This is a genomic window from Streptomyces sp. NPDC085931 (assembly GCF_044540565.1).
GTDB lineage: Bacteria > Actinomycetota > Actinomycetes > Streptomycetales > Streptomycetaceae > Streptomyces.
This window is the reverse complement of record NZ_JBITSK010000014.1, coordinates 18,048-34,060: the sequence shown is the minus strand read 5'-3', so window position 1 is coordinate 34,060 and position 16,013 is coordinate 18,048. Positions and strand designations below refer to the sequence as shown.

The 16,013-nt window shown below is 73.2% G+C and carries 12 protein-coding genes; 8 read left to right on the top strand and 4 right to left on the bottom strand.

Features of this window, described 5'->3' with window-relative positions; genetic code table 11:
- Positions 1–194: 194 nt before the first annotated feature.
- The 5 genes from ACIGAN_RS26930 (at position 195) to rbsD (ending at position 6,035) form a co-directional block, all read left to right on the top strand.
- A complete protein-coding gene (locus tag ACIGAN_RS26930) occupies positions 195–1,211 on the top strand; it encodes a LacI family DNA-binding transcriptional regulator (protein ID WP_365085950.1) in 1,017 nt (338 codons plus the stop codon).
- Positions 1,208–2,734, top strand: a complete 1,527-nt coding sequence (locus tag ACIGAN_RS26925) for a sugar ABC transporter ATP-binding protein (RefSeq protein ID WP_399861426.1) — start codon at positions 1,208–1,210, stop codon at positions 2,732–2,734. Before ACIGAN_RS26930 ends, ACIGAN_RS26925 begins: the two co-directional genes overlap by 4 nt.
- Positions 2,724–4,673, top strand: coding sequence for an ABC transporter permease/substrate-binding protein (locus ACIGAN_RS26920; protein ID WP_399861423.1), 1,950 nt, complete (start codon positions 2,724–2,726; stop codon positions 4,671–4,673). The genes ACIGAN_RS26925 and ACIGAN_RS26920 overlap by 11 nt, the downstream gene beginning before the upstream one ends.
- A 73-nt stretch (positions 4,674–4,746) precedes the next feature.
- Positions 4,747–5,649 carry a ribokinase gene (locus ACIGAN_RS26915; RefSeq protein WP_365085959.1) on the top strand — a complete coding sequence of 301 codons (903 nt, stop codon included), beginning with the start codon at positions 4,747–4,749 and terminating at the stop codon, positions 5,647–5,649.
- Positions 5,646–6,035, top strand: a complete 390-nt coding sequence (rbsD, locus tag ACIGAN_RS26910; RefSeq protein ID WP_365085962.1) for a D-ribose pyranase — start codon at positions 5,646–5,648, stop codon at positions 6,033–6,035. Before ACIGAN_RS26915 ends, rbsD begins: the two co-directional genes overlap by 4 nt.
- A gap of 2,531 nt (positions 6,036–8,566) precedes the next feature.
- On the opposite strand, the gene ACIGAN_RS26905 is transcribed toward rbsD, so the two are convergent.
- From ACIGAN_RS26905 to ACIGAN_RS26895, 3 genes are all read right to left on the bottom strand, one after another.
- Positions 8,567–9,370, bottom strand: coding sequence for a sugar phosphate isomerase/epimerase family protein (locus ACIGAN_RS26905; protein ID WP_399861419.1), 804 nt, complete (start codon positions 9,368–9,370; stop codon positions 8,567–8,569).
- 164 nt (positions 9,371–9,534) lie between these two features.
- Complete coding sequence (locus tag ACIGAN_RS26900; RefSeq protein ID WP_399861417.1) at positions 9,535–10,458, bottom strand: amidohydrolase family protein; 924 nt, start codon at positions 10,456–10,458, stop codon at positions 9,535–9,537.
- 98 nt (positions 10,459–10,556) lie between these two features.
- Positions 10,557–11,606, bottom strand: a complete 1,050-nt coding sequence (locus ACIGAN_RS26895; RefSeq protein WP_365740475.1) for a LacI family DNA-binding transcriptional regulator — start codon at positions 11,604–11,606, stop codon at positions 10,557–10,559.
- Positions 11,607–11,884: 278 nt separating this feature from the next.
- Between ACIGAN_RS26895 and ACIGAN_RS26890 the strand changes: the two genes are divergently transcribed.
- The 3 genes from ACIGAN_RS26890 to ACIGAN_RS26880 are packed head-to-tail and all read left to right on the top strand — an operon-like array spanning position 11,885 to position 15,035.
- Positions 11,885–13,036 (top strand): Gfo/Idh/MocA family protein, encoded by a 1,152-nt coding sequence (locus ACIGAN_RS26890; protein ID WP_399861413.1) that lies wholly within the window; start codon positions 11,885–11,887, stop codon positions 13,034–13,036.
- Positions 13,033–14,202, top strand: a complete 1,170-nt coding sequence (locus ACIGAN_RS26885; protein ID WP_399861411.1) for a dihydrodipicolinate synthase family protein — start codon at positions 13,033–13,035, stop codon at positions 14,200–14,202. The genes ACIGAN_RS26890 and ACIGAN_RS26885 overlap by 4 nt, the downstream gene beginning before the upstream one ends.
- A gap of 35 nt (positions 14,203–14,237) precedes the next feature.
- Positions 14,238–15,035 (top strand): sugar phosphate isomerase/epimerase family protein, encoded by a 798-nt coding sequence (locus tag ACIGAN_RS26880; protein WP_365086526.1) that lies wholly within the window; start codon positions 14,238–14,240, stop codon positions 15,033–15,035.
- 37 nt (positions 15,036–15,072) lie between these two features.
- Here the strand turns inward: ACIGAN_RS26880 and ACIGAN_RS26875 are convergent, their stop codons facing one another.
- Positions 15,073–16,008 (bottom strand): EamA family transporter, encoded by a 936-nt coding sequence (locus tag ACIGAN_RS26875; RefSeq protein WP_399861408.1) that lies wholly within the window; start codon positions 16,006–16,008, stop codon positions 15,073–15,075.
- Positions 16,009–16,013: the final 5 nt, after the last annotated feature.

The following is a 16,013-nucleotide window of genomic DNA, read 5'->3' as shown; positions in this document are numbered from 1 at the left end:
CTGGGGAAACGACCTCCCCTCCTCTCCAGCCTGGACCTCCGGGGGACCGCCCGCGACATCACGATCCGGTCAAGAGGTGCGGACAGGGTCTTGATTTACCGCCGTGTAATCGATTCCATCCCTCCATCGACACAGATGTAATCGATTCCACGGGTCCGTGACGGGCCCCGTTTCCACAAGGAGGTGGAGCGGCGATGGCGAGCATCAAGGACGTCGCCGCCGAGGCGGGCGTCTCCGTCGCCACGGTCTCGCGCGTCCTGAACGACCACCCGTCGGTCAGCGCCGACGCGCGCACCCGCGTGCTGGCCGCCGTCGAGACCCTGGGCTACCGCCCGAACGCCGTCGCCCGCTCCCTGCGCACCGACCAGACCCACACCCTCGGCCTGGTCATCAGCGACGTCCTCAACCCGTACTTCACGGAACTGGCCCGCTCCGTCGAGGAGGAGGCCCGCGCGCTCGGCTACAGCGTGATCATCGGCAACGCCGACGAACGGCCCGACCTCCAGGACCACCACGTGCGCACCCTGCTGGACCGCCGGATCGACGGGCTGCTGGTCTCCCCCACGGACGGCGGCTCGCCGCTGATGCTGGACGCCGCCCGGGCCGGGACGCCCATGGTCTTCGTCGACCGGTGGATCCCGGGCGTGGATGTGCCGGTCGTCCGGTCCGACGGGCGGGCGGCGGTGCGGGACCTGGTCGCGCACCTGCACCGGCTCGGGCACCGGCGGCTCGCGATCATCGCGGGCCCGGCTGCGACCACGACCGGCCGGGAGCGCGTGGAGGCCTTCCGGGAGGCGCTCGGCGCCTACGGGCTCCCGCTGCCCGACACCTACATAGGACAGGGCGACTTCCAGGCGGAGAGCGGGCGCCGGGTCACCGAGGGCTTCCTGGACCTGGCCGAGCCGCCCGAGGTGGTGTTCGCGGCGGACAACCTGATGGCGCTCGGCGCCCTGGACGCCGTGCGGGCGCGTGGCCTGCGCGTGCCGGACGACCTCGCGCTGGCCGCGTTCGACGACATCCGGTGGTTCGTGCACACCGATCCGCCGGTCACCGCGATCGCCCAGCCCACGGGCGAGCTGGGCCGGGCCGCCGTACGGGCCCTGGTCGACCGCATCGAGGGACGGCCCGGCGCGTCCGTGACCCTCCCCGCCCGACTCGTCGTACGCCGCTCCTGCGGCGAGAACCCCGTAACGAACAGGAGCCAGTCGTGAGCAACGCGGACGAGTTGCTGCGCATCGAGGGCCTGCGGAAGACCTTCCCGGGCGTGGTCGCGCTGGACGGCGTCGACTTCGACCTGCGCCGGGGCGAGGTGCATGTGCTGCTCGGTGAGAACGGCGCGGGCAAGAGCACGCTGATCAAGATGCTCTCCGGCGCCTACACGCCCGACGCCGGCCGGATCCTGGTCGGCGGCGCGCAGACCCGCATCCAGAACGCGCAGGACTCCGAGCGGCTCGGGATCGCCACCATCTACCAGGAGTTCAACCTGGTCCCCGACCTGACGGTCGCCGAGAACATCTTCCTCGGAAGGCAGCCGCGCCGCTTCGGGATGATCGACCGCAAGCGGATGGAGGCCGACGCCGAGGTCCTGCTCCAGCGGGTCGGCGTGCAGGTGTCCCCCCGGGCGCGGGTGCGCGAACTCGGCATCGCGCGGCTGCAGATGGTGGAGATCGCCAAGGCGCTGAGTCTGGACGCCCGGGTGCTGATCATGGACGAGCCGACGGCCGTGCTCACCTCCGAGGAGGTCGACAGGCTCTTCGCGATCGTGCGCACGCTGCGCGAGGACGGCGTCGGGATCGTCTTCATCACCCACCACCTGGAGGAGATCGCCGCGCTCGGCGACCGGGTGACGGTCATCCGGGACGGGAGGAGCGTCGGGCAGGTGCCCGCCTCCACACCCGAGGACGAGCTGGTCCGGCTGATGGTCGGGCGCTCGATCGAGCAGCAGTACCCGCGCGAACGGCCCGCGAAGGGCGCCCCGTTGCTCACCGTCGAAGGGCTCACCCGGGACGGGGTCTTCCACGACGTCGGCTTCGAGGTGCACGCCGGTGAGGTCGTCGGCATCGCGGGGCTGGTCGGCGCCGGGCGGACCGAGGCCGTCCGGGCGGTCTTCGGGGCCGACCCGTACGACCGGGGCAGCGTGAAGGTCTCCGGCAGCCCGGTCGCCAAGTACGACGTCAACGCGGCGATGGACGCGGGCATCGGGCTCATCCCGGAGGACCGCAAGGGCCAGGGCCTGGTGCTGGACGCCTCGGTGGAGGAGAACCTCGGGCTGGTGACCCTGCGGTCGGCCACCCGCGCGGGACTCGTCGACCTCAAGGCGCAGCGCGCGGCGGCCGCGCGGATCGCCGAGCAGCTCGGGGTGCGCATGGCGGGCCTCGGCCAGCACGTGCGCACCCTGTCCGGCGGCAACCAGCAGAAGGTCGTCATCGGCAAGTGGCTGCTCGCCGACACCAAGGTGCTGATCCTCGACGAGCCGACGCGGGGCATCGACGTCGGCGCCAAGGTCGAGATCTACCAGCTGATCAACGAACTCACCGCCGCCGGCGCGGCCGTCCTGATGATCTCCAGCGATCTTCCCGAGGTGCTCGGCATGAGCGACCGGGTGCTGGTGATGGCCCAGGGGCGGATCGCCGGTGAACTCTCCGCCGACGAGGCGACCCAGGACGCCGTGATGGCCCTCGCCGTCAGCACTCCCACCAGCACGACCGGAACGGAGGCCTCCCGTGGCCACTGACACGCTCAAGAGCACGACGGGCGCGGGTGGCGCCTCCGGAGGCCTGCGCCGCCTCCTGCTCGACAACGGCGCCCTGACCGCGCTCATCGTCCTCGTCATCGCCATGTCGGCGCTGTCCGGCGACTTCCTGACGGCGGACAACCTCCTCAACGTCGGCGTGCAGGCGGCCGTGACCGCCATCCTCGCCTTCGGCGTGACGTTCGTGATCGTCTCGGCGGGCATCGACCTGTCGGTGGGTTCGGTCGCCGCGCTGTCGGCCACGGTGCTCGCCTGGAGCGCCACCTCGGCGGGCGTCCCGGTCTTCCTCGCCGTCCTGCTGGCCATAGCGACGGGCATCGTCTGCGGCCTGGTCAACGGCGTGCTGATCTCCTACGGCAAGCTGCCGCCGTTCATCGCCACGCTGGCCATGCTGTCCGTGGCCCGCGGCCTGTCCCTGGTCATCTCCGAGGGCTCCCCGATCGCCTTCCCCGACTCGGTCTCCCACCTCGGCGACACCCTCGGCGGCTGGCTGCCGGTGCCGGTGCTGGTCATGGTCGTGATGGGCCTGATCGCCGCGTTCGTGCTCGGCCGGACGTACATCGGCCGCTCCATGTACGCGATCGGCGGCAACGAGGAGGCCGCGCGCCTTTCCGGGCTGCGCGTGAAGAAGCAGAAGCTCGCCATCTACGCCTTCTCCGGTGTCTTCGCCGCCGTCGCGGGTGTCGTGCTGGCCGCCCGGCTCTCCTCCGCGCAGCCGCAGGCCGCCGACGGCTACGAACTGGACGCCATCGCCGCGGTCGTCATCGGCGGCGCCTCCCTCGCGGGCGGCACCGGCAAGGCGTCCGGGACGCTCATCGGCGCGCTGATCCTGGCGGTGCTGCGCAACGGGCTCAACCTGCTGAACGTCTCCGCGTTCTGGCAGCAGGTCGTCATCGGCGTCGTCATCGCACTGGCGGTGCTGCTCGACACGGCCCGCCGCAAGGCCGGGGTCACGCCGGTCGCCGGTGGCGCGGGCGGCGGCAGGGGCAAGCAGGCGACGACCTACGCGCTGGCCGCCGTGGTCACGGTCGCGATCGTCGGCGCCACGTCCTTCCTGCACAACGGCTCCTCCTCCACGGCCACCCCGAAGATGGGCCTGTCGCTGTCCACCCTCAACAACCCCTTCTTCGTGCAGATCCGGGCGGGCGCCGAGGCCGAGGCGAAGAAGCTGGGCGTGGACCTGACCGTCACGGACGCCCAGAACGACGCCTCCCAGCAGGCCAACCAGCTGCAGAACTTCACCAGTTCGAACCTGGGCGCGATCATCGTCAACCCGGTGGACTCGGACGCGGCGAGCAACTCCGTGAAGGCCGCCGACAAGGCGGACATCCCGGTCATCGCCGTGGACCGCACGGTGAACGACGCCAGGACCGACACCCTGGTCGCCTCCGACAACGTGGCCGGCGGTGAACTCGCCGCCAGGACCATCGCCGACAAGCTGGGCGGCAAGGGCAAGATCGTGATCCTCCAGGGCCAGGCGGGCACGTCCGCGGCCCGGGAGCGCGCCGCGGGCTTCGCCCAGGGCCTGAAGGCCTACCCGGGCATCGAGGTCGTCGCCCAGCAGCCCGCCGACTTCGACCGCACCAAGGGACTGGACGTGATGTCGAACCTGCTCCAGGCCCACCCGGACGTCCAGGGCGTCATCGCCGCGAACGACGAGATGGCCCTCGGCGCGATCAAGGCGCTGGGCTCCAAGGCCGGAAAGTCGGTCTCGGTCGTCGGCTTCGACGGCACGCCTGACGGGCTGAAGGCGGTCGAGGGCGGCACGCTGTACGCCTCGGTGGCGCAGCAGCCGTCCCAGCTCGGGAGGATCGCCGTGGACAACGCGCTGAAGGCGCTCAAGGGCGAGAAGGTCGAGCAGACGGTGAAGGTGCCGGTGAAGGTGGTCACGAAGGAGAACGTGGCCGGCTTCAGCGGCTGACATCGGGGAACGGCGGGCGGTCGCACGGCTGGTGGGACCGCCCGTCCATGTCACTCACGTGGGGAGACGACGCATGTACGACTACGACCTCCTGGTCGTGGGGTCGGCCAACGCCGACCTGGTGATCGGAGTGGAGCGCCGGCCCGGTGCCGGCGAGACCGTGCTCGGCTCCGACCTGGCCGTCCACCCGGGCGGCAAGGGCGCGAACCAGGCGGTCGCCGCCGCCCGGCTCGGGGCCCGCACGGCCCTGCTGGCCCGGGTCGGCGACGACGACCACGGCCGGCTGCTGCTGGACTCGCAGCGGGAGGCCGGCGTCGACACGGTCGGGGTCCTGGTGGGCGGCGCGCCGACCGGGGTCGCGCTGATCACGGTCGATCCGTCCGGGGACAACAGCATCGTGGTGTCGCCGGGCGCGAACGGCCGGCTGACCCCGCAGGACGTCGCCGCCGCCGGGTGCCTGTTCCAGGGCTCCAAGGTGGTGTCGGCGCAGCTGGAGATCCCGCTGGAGACGGTGGTGGAGGTCGTGCGGAACCTGGCGCCGGGCAGCCGGTTCGTGCTCAACCCGTCGCCGCCGCGGCCGCTGCCCGCGGAGGTGCTGGCGGCCTGCGACCCGCTGATCGTGAACGAGCACGAGGCGAAGGTGATCCTGGGCGGCTCGGCCGTCGGGGACTCCCCCGAGGACTGGGCGCGGATCCTGCTCGCGAAGGGCCCGCGGTCGGTGGTGGTGACGCTGGGCGCGCAGGGCGCGCTGGTGGCGTCGGCGGACGGGGTCGCGCGGGTGGCGTCCGTGAAGGTGGACGCCGTGGACACGACGGGAGCCGGGGACGCCTTCACGGCCGCGCTGGCCTGGCGGCTGGGGGCGGGTGAGTCCCTGGCCGAGGCGGCGGCGTACGCGGCGCGGGTGGGTGCGGTGACGGTGACGAAGGAGGGCGCGCAGGTGTCCTTCCCGACGGCGGCGGAGGTCGCTGGGCTGTGAAGAGGGCCGGAATACTGAACCGCCATCTCGCCGGTGCGCTGGCCGGGCTCGGGCACGGGGACGGGGTGCTGGTGTGCGACGCGGGCATGCCCATCCCGGACGGGCCGCGCGTGGTCGACCTGGCGTTCCGCGCCGGGGTGCCGGCGTTCGCCGAGGTGCTGGACGGGCTGCTGGCGGAGCTGGTGATCGAGGGGGCGACGGCGGCCGAGGAGGTGCGGCGGGCCAACCCGGAGGCGGCGGGGCTGCTGGAGGGCCACTTCCCCGCGCTGGAACTCGTCCCGCACGAGCGGCTCAAGGAGCTGTCGGCGGGGGCCCGGCTGATCGTGCGCACCGGAGAGGCACGGCCGTACGCGAACGTGCTGCTGCGCTGCGGCGTCTTCTTCTGAGGCCTGGCCGGGCTGCCCCCGGAACGGTTTCGAGGGGCCCGATCCGTCGACCGGGCCCCTCGGCTCTCCCCTCCCGTCAGGTCCCCCGCGATCCCCCCGGATCCCCCTCCAGAAGTCCTGACACCACGTACGACCCGCCAAGGGCGGGAAGGGTTGCACGCCGGGACGAGAAATTTTCTGCCGGATTCCCGGGAAGATCACGGCGTCCACGGGCGGGGCACCGCGGGCAGGCACCGCGGGCAGGCACCGCGGGCGGGCGGCAGTGGGTCGGGCCGTGCGAGCCGGGCTCCCTTTCGGACCGGCGGGTGAACGGAGTTGCCCATCGCATGCGCCGTCGGGGCCGGTTGAGCGACCGGAACCGCGTGAACGGAGGCGATCCGTGACACCGGCTACGGATTTCGTCGCACCCTCCGTCACCCCGGGGAGTGTGATTTGCGCGACGCCCGGGCCCTGAGCTGACACCCCGTTCCCTCGCGAACTCCGCCGAATGCGCTGGTTGTTGCGCTGATCGCCACAAGTGTGGCAAGACGATCCACCCGGCGCGTCACGCGGTGCCAGGGCGGTCCCGCCTTGGTAGCCCACAAGGGTGACGTGCGTGGACCGTGGTTGCCTGTGGTGCCCGGTACTGTGTGGGGTTACCACCGCTCCCCGGAGGGTCCTCGACACGTCGTGGGCGTCCCCGCGGGGTTCACGAACGTGGACCGGAAAGGGGGCGGCCCGATGGCTCAGCAGCCTGAGGGGCACCAGAACACCAAGGCGGACCGTGTCTACAACAAGGTCCGCTGGCTGGGTCCGATCTACACGATCTACAAGATCGTCAGGGAGGCCCTGGGCCATTAAAGGAAGAACCCCGACCTTGAGGCCGGGGTCCTGCCCGTTCTGGTGATGCCGGAGGGCCTCATCTCTGCAGCTTGCCAGCGACCGGAGATGGGGCTCTCTTCAGTTGCCCGCGCGCCGAGCGCGCGTTCACCAAGATCCGCCCCGTGTTGACAGTTGTTGACACGGCGCTGCGCCCATCTTGCCCTGCGCACCAGGCGGATGCGAGACCCGATGGCATGTTGAGACGGAAGCGGACTTTCGTATTCCGGGCCGGAACTGAGCATTCGGCCAGCTCAGAAATGTCGTGCGCATGTGAAAGTGGCGCACATCACACACTTGGCAGTGATGCGGTGCACACCGGTTCGTGCGCGTAGATGCCCTGATCGTCCCGGTCTACTGATGCGTAACCGGTAGATCCCTTACGCGGCCGGGAATCGTACAGGATGGCACTGACCATTGAGCGTGACTGCGGACGACCCAGGTGCACCGTGCAGTTGCACGATGCACGGCGGATCCCGCCGGCTCACGCGCGCCCCGCCCCCGCGCGCCCCGGACCCCCCTCCCTGGCCAGGGGTCCGGCCGACCGCAAGGGACGCCGACCGGTCGGCTGCCGCAGGCCGGCCCCCCACGACCGTGCGGAACCGCACGGTTCTCAACGGCGGGCCGACGTGGGGGGGGCCGGGGGGCCGGCAGTGGGCCAGGGGCCCGGGGGGCGACGGCCGGTCGTGAGTGCCCGGTGTGGATCGGGGTGGATCGGGGTGTGCCGGGGGGTGAGCGGGGCGGTCACGCGGGGCGGGGCGGGCGGGCCCTGGGGGTGAGCCGGGTGGCCGTCCGGCGCAGGGCGGGCGGGCCCCGGGGGGGGGAGCCGGGCGTGCCCCCGGCGCGGCGCCAGGTGAACCCGGAGGGTCAGCCCGGTGGCCGCGCGGCGCGGGGCGGGCGGGCCCGGGGGCGGTGAGCCGGGTGACGAGCGACGCGGCGCGAGGCGAGCCCGGAGGGTCGGCCCGGTGACCGCGCGGCGGGGCGGCCGGGCCCGGAGGGGTGAACCGGGCGGTCCCTCGGCGCGGCGCCGGGTGGGGAGCCGGCTGGCCGACCGGCGCGGGCGAACCCGGAGGGTTAGCCAGGTGGCCGCCCGGCGCAGTGCGAGCGGGGCCCGGACGGTGAGCCGGGCGGTCCCCGGCGCGGCGCCAGGCGAACCCGGAGGGTCAACCGGGCGGCCGCCCGGCGCGGTGCGGGTGAGCCCGAGGACGGTGGGCCGAGTGGCCGCCCGGTGCAGTGCGGGCGAACCCGGGGACGGTGAGCCGGGTGGCCGCCCGGCAGGGCCGGGGGGCGGCTGGCCGACCGGCGCGATGCCAGGCGAGCCCGGAGGGTCAACCGGGTGGCGAGCGGCGCGGGGCGGGCGGCCGCCCGGCGCGGTGCGGGTGAGCCCGGAGACGGTGAGCCGGGCGGTCCCCCGGCACGGCGCCAGGCGAACCCGCAGGGTCAACCGGGGTGGCCGCCCGGCGCAGTGCCGGCGAGCCCGGGGGCGGTGCGCCGAGCGTGCCACCCGCGCCGCGCCAGGCGAACCCGCAGGGCCAACCGATGGGCCGCCCGGCGCAGTGCCGGCGAGCCCGAGGGCGGTGCGCCGGGGTGGCGGCGGCCGAGGTGGCGTTGGGTTTGGCCGGGGTCGCGCCGGTGTGGGGAGTGGTGGGCGGGCGGGATCGTCTCGGGGCCGGTCAGGCCGATTCGTTGAGCAGCCTGCTCAGGTGCTCGCGGCCGGGGCCGAGCAGGTCCGGCAGCGGGGCCGCCCCCTCGTACCAGCGCTTCTCGTACTCCCAGCACAGCCAGCCGTCCCAGCCGTGGCGGGAGAGGATCTCGACGCATTCGGCCAGCGGCAGGACGCCCTCGCCCAGCGGCAGGGGCGTGGTGTCGTCGGCGGAGGCGATGTCCTTGACCTGGACGTAACCGAGGTGGGGGTGGAGGGCCGCATAGGACTCGGAGGGCTGTTCGCCGCCGAGCCAGGTGTGCATGACGTCCCAGAGCGCGCCGACCTGGCGGTGGCCGACGAGGCCGAGGACGCGCATGGCGTCGGCCGCGGTGCGGTGGGAGTCGTGGGTCTCCAGGAGGATGCGGACGCCGAGGTCGGTGGCGTACTCGGCGGCCGTGCCCAGACGGCGGGCGGCCGTCGCGTCGGCCTCCTCGGGGGTCTGGGCGTCGGGGTCGCCCCCGGGGAACACCCGGACGTACGGGGCGCCCAGGTCGCGGGCCAGGTCGAGCAGGGCGCGGATCTCGGCCAGCACGGGCTCGTCGTCGCCGGGCGCGGCGACCCGTGCGTAGCCCGCGAGGCCGAGGAGTTCCACGCCCGACTCCTTGAACCCGGCCGCCACCTCGGCCCGCCGGGCCGCGTCGAGGCCGGGGTGGACCGGTTCCTCGGGGTGGGTGCGCAGCTCGACCCCGTGGTAGCCGTGGGCGGTCGCGAGGCGCAGGACGTCGGCCAGGGGCAGGCCGGGGACACCGAGGGTGGAGAACGCCAGCTTCATATGGTCGGACCGTTCCTCATCGGGGAGCAGGAGTGGGTCTTGTACCCATACCAGATCACTGCGGACATCCCGCACCGTGCCGGATGTCCTGCTCGCCCGCGTTCCCGCCGCATCCGTCGGCACGCCTCCCGGTGTGCGGCCGGCGGGCGGGGGCAGGGTGGGCCCTACGCGCCGCGCAGGCCGAACAGGGTCGCCGCGTTGTCGTGGCACACCGCGCGCAGCCAGTCCTCACCGAGGCCCAGCCGTTCCAGGGCGTGCAGCTGCTGCGCGTAGGGATAGGGGATGTTGGGGAAGTCGGAGCCGAGCAGGACGCGGTCGCCGAGGGCGGCGAGCCGGGGCAGGGCGCGGCGCGGGAACGGCATGAAGACCTCGGTGAAGTCGGTGAACGCCATGGTCGTGTCCAGCCGCAGCTCGTCGTGGCGCTCGGCGAGGCCGAGGAACTCCTCGTACTCGGGCATGCCCAGGTGCGCGACGATCAGCCGGAGCCGGGGGTGACGTGCCAGCACCGTCGCGACGGGCCCGGGGCCGGTGTGCTTGCCGGGTGCGGGACCGGAGCCGCAGTGCATCACCACGGGGATCCGGGCCTCGGCCAGCACGCCCCACGCCGGCCGGAGCAGGTCGTCGGCGGGGTCGTAGTCACCCACCTGCACATGCGCCTTGAACACGCGCGCTCCGGCTTCGACGGCCTCGCGGACGTACGCTTCGACGCCCGGCTCGGGGAAGAGGGTGGCGGTGTGCAGGCAGTCGGGGGTGCGGCGGGCGAAGTCGGCGGCCCAGCCGTTCAGCCACGCCGCCATGCCGGGTTTGTGCGGGTAGAGCATCGAGGTGAAGGCCCGGACGCCGAACTCCCGCAGCAGGGCCGCCCGCTCGGACTCCGTCCTGCGGTACGTGATGGGCCACTCCAGTCCGCCGATCAGCGGCCCGTTGGTGTCGAAGTAGTCCCAGACCTTGCGCAGGACCCGCTCGGGCATGAAGTGCGTGTGCACGTCGACGAGTCCGGGAATGCCGAGCCGCTCCCAGAACCGCCGGACGGCACGGGCCTCCTCGCAGTCACCGGAGGCGGGCTGTGGCTCGTTCACCCGGCTCATGCGGCTCCCTTGTCCCGGTCTTCTCTCCCCCGCCGTCCCACCGCCGCCTCTCCCCCGCCCCCGCCCCCGCCGACCCGTCGTGTCCGACCTCCGGCGTCTCAGGAGGGACGCGGCGCCCCGGAGGACCCGCGCACCATCAACTCCCCCCGCACCGACGCGATCCCGCCGGGCGGCGCCTCCTCGCGGCCCATCGCGATCCGCCCGGCCCGGGCCCCCGCCTCCGCCAGCGGCAACCGCACCGTCGTCAGGGCGGGCACCGCGTCGATGCTGAACGGCAGGTCGTCGAAGCCCGCCACCGACACGTCCTCCGGGATCCGCAGCCCGGAGTCGCGCAGCGCCGCGCACGCGCCGAGCGCCACGGAGTCGTTCGCCGCGACGACCGCGGTCAGCGACGGGTCCCGGCGCAGCAGTTCCAGCGTCGCCTCGTAACCGGAGCGGCGGTCGTAGCGGCCGTGCACGGTCCAGCGGGGGTCCTCCTCGATGCCGTGCGCGGCCAGCGCGGCCCGGTGGCCCTCCAGGCGGTGCCGGGTGGTGGTCCGCTCCTCGGGGCCCGCGATGTAGCCGAGCCGCCGGTGCCCCAGGCCGATGAGGTGCTCGGTGAGTTCCTGTCCGCCGCCGCGGTTGTCGAAGGTCAGCGCGATCGCCCCGGTGTCCGGGGCCGGCGGGCGTCCGCACAGGACGACCCGCGTCCCGGCGTCCGTCAGCTTGCGCACCTTGGCGTCCATGGCCGCCCGGTGCGCCGCGTCCTCGATGGCCCCGCCGGTCAGCACCACGGCCGCGGCCCGCTGCCGCTGCAGCAGCGTGAGGTAGGTCAGTTCCCGTTCCGGGGAGCCGCCGGTGTTGCAGACCACCGCGAGCCGCTCCCCGCCCGCGCGCCCGCCGGGCCCGCCGATCTCCGCCTGGATCGCACCGGCCATGATCCCGAAGAAGGGGTCGGCGATGTCGTTCACCAGAATGCCGACCAGGTCGGAGGTGGCGGCGGCCAGGGCGCTGGCGGGTCCGTTGAGCACGTAGTCCAGCTCGTCGACGGCCTTCAGTACCCGTTCGCGGGTGGAGGCCGCCACGGGGTAGTTCCCGTTCAGCACGCGCGACACCGTCGCGGGCGAGACCTGCGCGCGGGCCGCCACGTCCGCCAGGGTCACCGTCATCTCGTCGTCCTCCGGTCACGCATCTCGTCGTCCGCCCTCGTACACATGCAGACCTGTGGCCATGGTTCCGAGCAGACCTTAAGCCCCCGGCCCCCGGTTGTTCGCCCCCTCGAACAACTCGTCCTGGTCACGGTCTTGTCCGGACCGCCGTCAGAGGCTAGCTTCTTCCTGTATAGAAAGCGCTTGCTGTCACGTTCACCAGTCCACGGACGGTTCACCGGCTCCCCGGTGACGGGTGGGGCGTACGCGGCGCGACGACCGCGTACGAAGGGAACGACGTGACACGCAAGACGGTGCGTATCGCCATGAACGGCGTGACCGGGCGCATGGGCTACCGCCAGCACCTGGTCCGCTCCATCCTCGCCCTGCGCGAGCAGGGCGGTCTCGACCTCGGCGACGGCACCGTGCTGTGGCCCGAGCCGGTCCTGGTCGGCCGCCGCGAGCACGCGCTGCGTGCCCTGGCCGAGCGGCACGGCCTGGAGCACGTCTCGACCGACCTGGACGCGGTCCTCGCGGATCAGACGGTGGACATCTACTTCGACGCCCAGGTCACCTCGGCCCGCGAGGAGGCGATCAGGAAGGCCGTGGCGGCGGGCAAGCACATCTACACCGAGAAGCCCACGGCCACCGGACTGCAGGGCGCCCTCGACCTGGCCCGGCTGGCGAACGAGGCCGGCGTCAAGCACGGCGTCGTCCAGGACAAGCTCTTCCTGCCCGGCCTGCTGAAGCTGAAGCGCCTGATCGACGGCGGTTTCTTCGGCCGGATCCTGTCCGTGCGCGGCGAGTTCGGCTACTGGGTCTTCGAGGGCGACTGGCAGACCGCGCAGCGCCCGTCGTGGAACTACCGCGCGGAGGACGGCGGCGGCATCGTCGTCGACATGTTCCCGCACTGGGAGTACGTGCTGCACGAGCTGTTCGGCCGGGTGAAGTCGGTCCAGGCCATCGCCACCACGCACATCCCGCAGCGCTGGGACGAGAACGGCAAGCCCTACGACGCCACCGCCGACGACGCCGCCTACGGCATCTTCGAGCTGGAGGGCGGCGCGATCGCCCAGATCAACTCCTCCTGGACCGTGCGCGTCCACCGCGACGAGCTGGTCGAGTTCCAGGTCGACGGCACCGAGGGCTCGGCCGTGGCGGGCCTGCGCAACTGCCGTGTCCAGCACCGCTCGGCCACGCCCAAGCCGGTGTGGAACCCGGACATTCCCGCCACCGAGGTCTTCCGCGACCAGTGGCAGGAGGTCCCGGACAACGCCGAGTTCGACAACGGCTTCAAGGCGCAGTGGGAGCTGTTCCTCAAGCACGTCTACGCCGACGCCCCCTACCACTGGGACCTGCTGGCCGGTGCCCGCGGTGTCCAGCTGGCCGAGCTGGGCCTGAAGTCCTCGGCCGAGGGCCGCCGTCTCGACGTGCCGGAGATCTCGCTGTGACCATCCGACTCCCCGGACCGGGCGGGGCGCTGCGGGCATACGAGCCGCGCACCGAGCCCCTCGCCCTGACCCCCGGCACGCCCTTCACCTCCCGCACGGTCTTCTCGGCTGCACACGTCGTGGCCGACCCGTACGCGGACGTCTCCCCCGACTCGCCCGCCGCCGTCGACTGGGACGCCACCCTCGCCTTCCGCCGCCACCTGTGGTCGCACGGTCTCGGCGTGGCCGAGGCCATGGACACCGCCCAGCGCGGGATGGGCCTGGACTGGGCGGGCGCCGCGGAGCTGATCCGCCGCTCGGCGGCCGAGGCGAAGGCCGTCGGCGGCCGGATCGCCTGCGGTGTGGGCACCGACCAGCTGGCGGCCACCGAGTTCGGCCACCCGTACGGCCTGGCGGAGATCCGGGCCGCCTACGAGGAGCAGCTCGCCCTCGTGGAGGAGTCGGGCGCGCAGGCGATCCTCATGGCCTCGCGGGCGCTGGCCGCGGTCGCCAAGGGCCCGGACGACTACCTGGAGGTCTACGGGCACCTGCTGCGACAGGCGTCCGAGCCGGTCATCCTGCACTGGCTCGGCCCGATGTTCGACCCGGCGCTCGAGGGCTACTGGGGGGCCACGGACCTGGACGCCGCCACCCGGACCTTCCTGGACGTCATCGCCGCGCACCCCGACAAGGTCGACGGCATCAAGGTCTCCCTGCTGGACGCGGAGCGGGAGATCGGCATCCGCCGCCGCCTCCCCGAGGGCGTGCGCTGCTACACCGGGGACGACTTCAACTACCCGGAGCTGATCGCGGGTGACGACCGGGGCTACAGCCACGCCCTGCTCGGCATCTTCGACCCGCTGGGCCCGCTCGCCGCCGAGGCGGTCCGGGTCCTGGACACGGGGAACACGGAGGGCTTCCGGGCGCTGCTCGACCCCACGGTCGGGCTCTCCCGCCACCTCTTCCGGGCCCCGACGCGCTTCTACAAGACGGGCGTGGTGTTCCTGGCCTGGCTGGCCGGCCACCAGTCGCACTTCACGATGGTCGGCGGTCTGCAGTCGGCCCGGTCGCTGCCGCACCTCGCCACGGCGTACGAACTGGCCGACGGTTTGGGACTGTTCCCGGACCCGAAGCTGGCGGAGGAGCGGATGAAGACGTTGCTGCGGGTGTACGGGGTGGAGCAGTGAGCGCGGCCGGGCTGGACCGTTTCTCCATCAACCAGATGACGGTGAAGCAGCTGTCGCTGCCGGACCTGGTGGCGGCCTGCGGGGATCTGGGCGTCCGCCACGTCGGGCTGTGGCGGGAGCCGGTGCGGGCGCACGGGCTGGAGGCCACGGCGAAGCTGGTCCGGGAGGCGGGCCTGACGGTGACAACGTTGTGCCGGGGCGGCTTCCTCACCGCGACCGATCCGCGGGAGCGGGCCGAGGCCCTGGCCGACAACCGCCGGGCGGTCGACGAGGCGGCGGCGCTCGGCACGGACACCCTGGTCCTGGTCTCGGGCGGACTCCCGGCCGGTTCCAAGGACCTGCACGGGGCGCGAGAGCGCATCGCGGACGCCCTGGCGGAGCTGGGCCCGTACGCGGAGCGGCACGGGGTCCGCCTGGCGATCGAGCCGCTGCACCCGATGTACGCCGCGGACCGCTGCGTGGTGTCCACGCTGGCCCAGGCCCTGGACCTCGCGGAACGCTTCCCCGCGCACCAGGTGGGGGTCACGGTCGACACCTACCACATCTGGTGGGACGACACCGCGCCCGCGCAGATCGCCCGCGCGGGCCGGGACGGCCGCATCCACACCTTCCAGCTCGCCGACTGGACGACCCCCCTCCCGGAGGGCGTCCTCACCGGCCGCGGCCAGATCGGCGACGGCGCGATCGACATGCGCGTGTGGCAGGGGTACGTGGAGGACGCGGGGTACTCCGGGCCGATCGAAGTCGAGCTGTTCAACGCCGGGTTGTGGGCACGGGACGGACGCGAAGTCCTGGCTGAGACGGCGGCGAGGTTCACCGAGCACACCCGCTGACCCGCGTCCCAGGTACAGCGCGGCGCGCACCCACCCCTCAGCCCGCCCGGCCTGCTGGTCGACGCGTCGTAGCGGCCGGCGCCGGGAAGCGGGCCGCGGCGGGCGGGGCGGGCGGGACGCGGCGGGGTGGCAGGGACGTCAGCGCCACGCCGCCCACCAGCAGGGCCGCCGCGCACCAGCGCAGGGGGCTCACCGGTTCGCCGAGGAACAGTGCCGCCGACGACATGCCGAAGACCGGGACGAGGAGGGAGAAGGGCGCCACCGTGGAGGCGGGGTGGTGGCGCAGCAGGAAGCCCCAGACGCCGAAGCCGAACACGGTGGTGATCCAGGCGACGTAGACGACCGTGCCCGCGCCCTGCCAGTCCAGGGCGCGCAGGGCCGCCAGGTCGCGGGAGGGGCCTTCGAGGAGGAGGGAGAGGGCCAGCAGGGGCAGGACCGGGACCGTGCTCACCCAGACCATGAAGTTCAGGGAGTCGGCGGGGGCCGCCTTGCGGGTGAGGACGTTCGACGCGCCCCAGCAGGCCGCGGCGGCGACGACCAGCGCGAAGGCGCCGAGCGGGCCGGAGGCGCCCTCGTCGACGGCCGCCACGGCGATGCCGGCCAGGGCGACCAGCATGCCCAGCAGGCGGACGCGGGACGGGCGTTCGCCGAGGGCCGCGGCGGCGACGACCGCCGTGAAGACCGCCTGGATCTGCAGGACCAGGGAGGACAGGCCCGCCGGCATGCCGGCGTCCATCCCGACGAACAGCAGGCCGAACTTCGCCACCCCCAGCACGAGGCCCACGGCCACGATCCACTTCCAGGCCACCTTGGGGCGGCCCACGAAGAACACCGCCGGGAGCGCCGCCGCCAGGAAGCGCAGGGCGGAGAAGAGCAGCGGCGGGAAGTGGTCGAGGCCGATCTCGACGACCGTGAAGTTGACGCCCCAGACGGCGGCGACCAGGACGGCGAGGGTGAGGTGTGCGGGACGCATGGCGT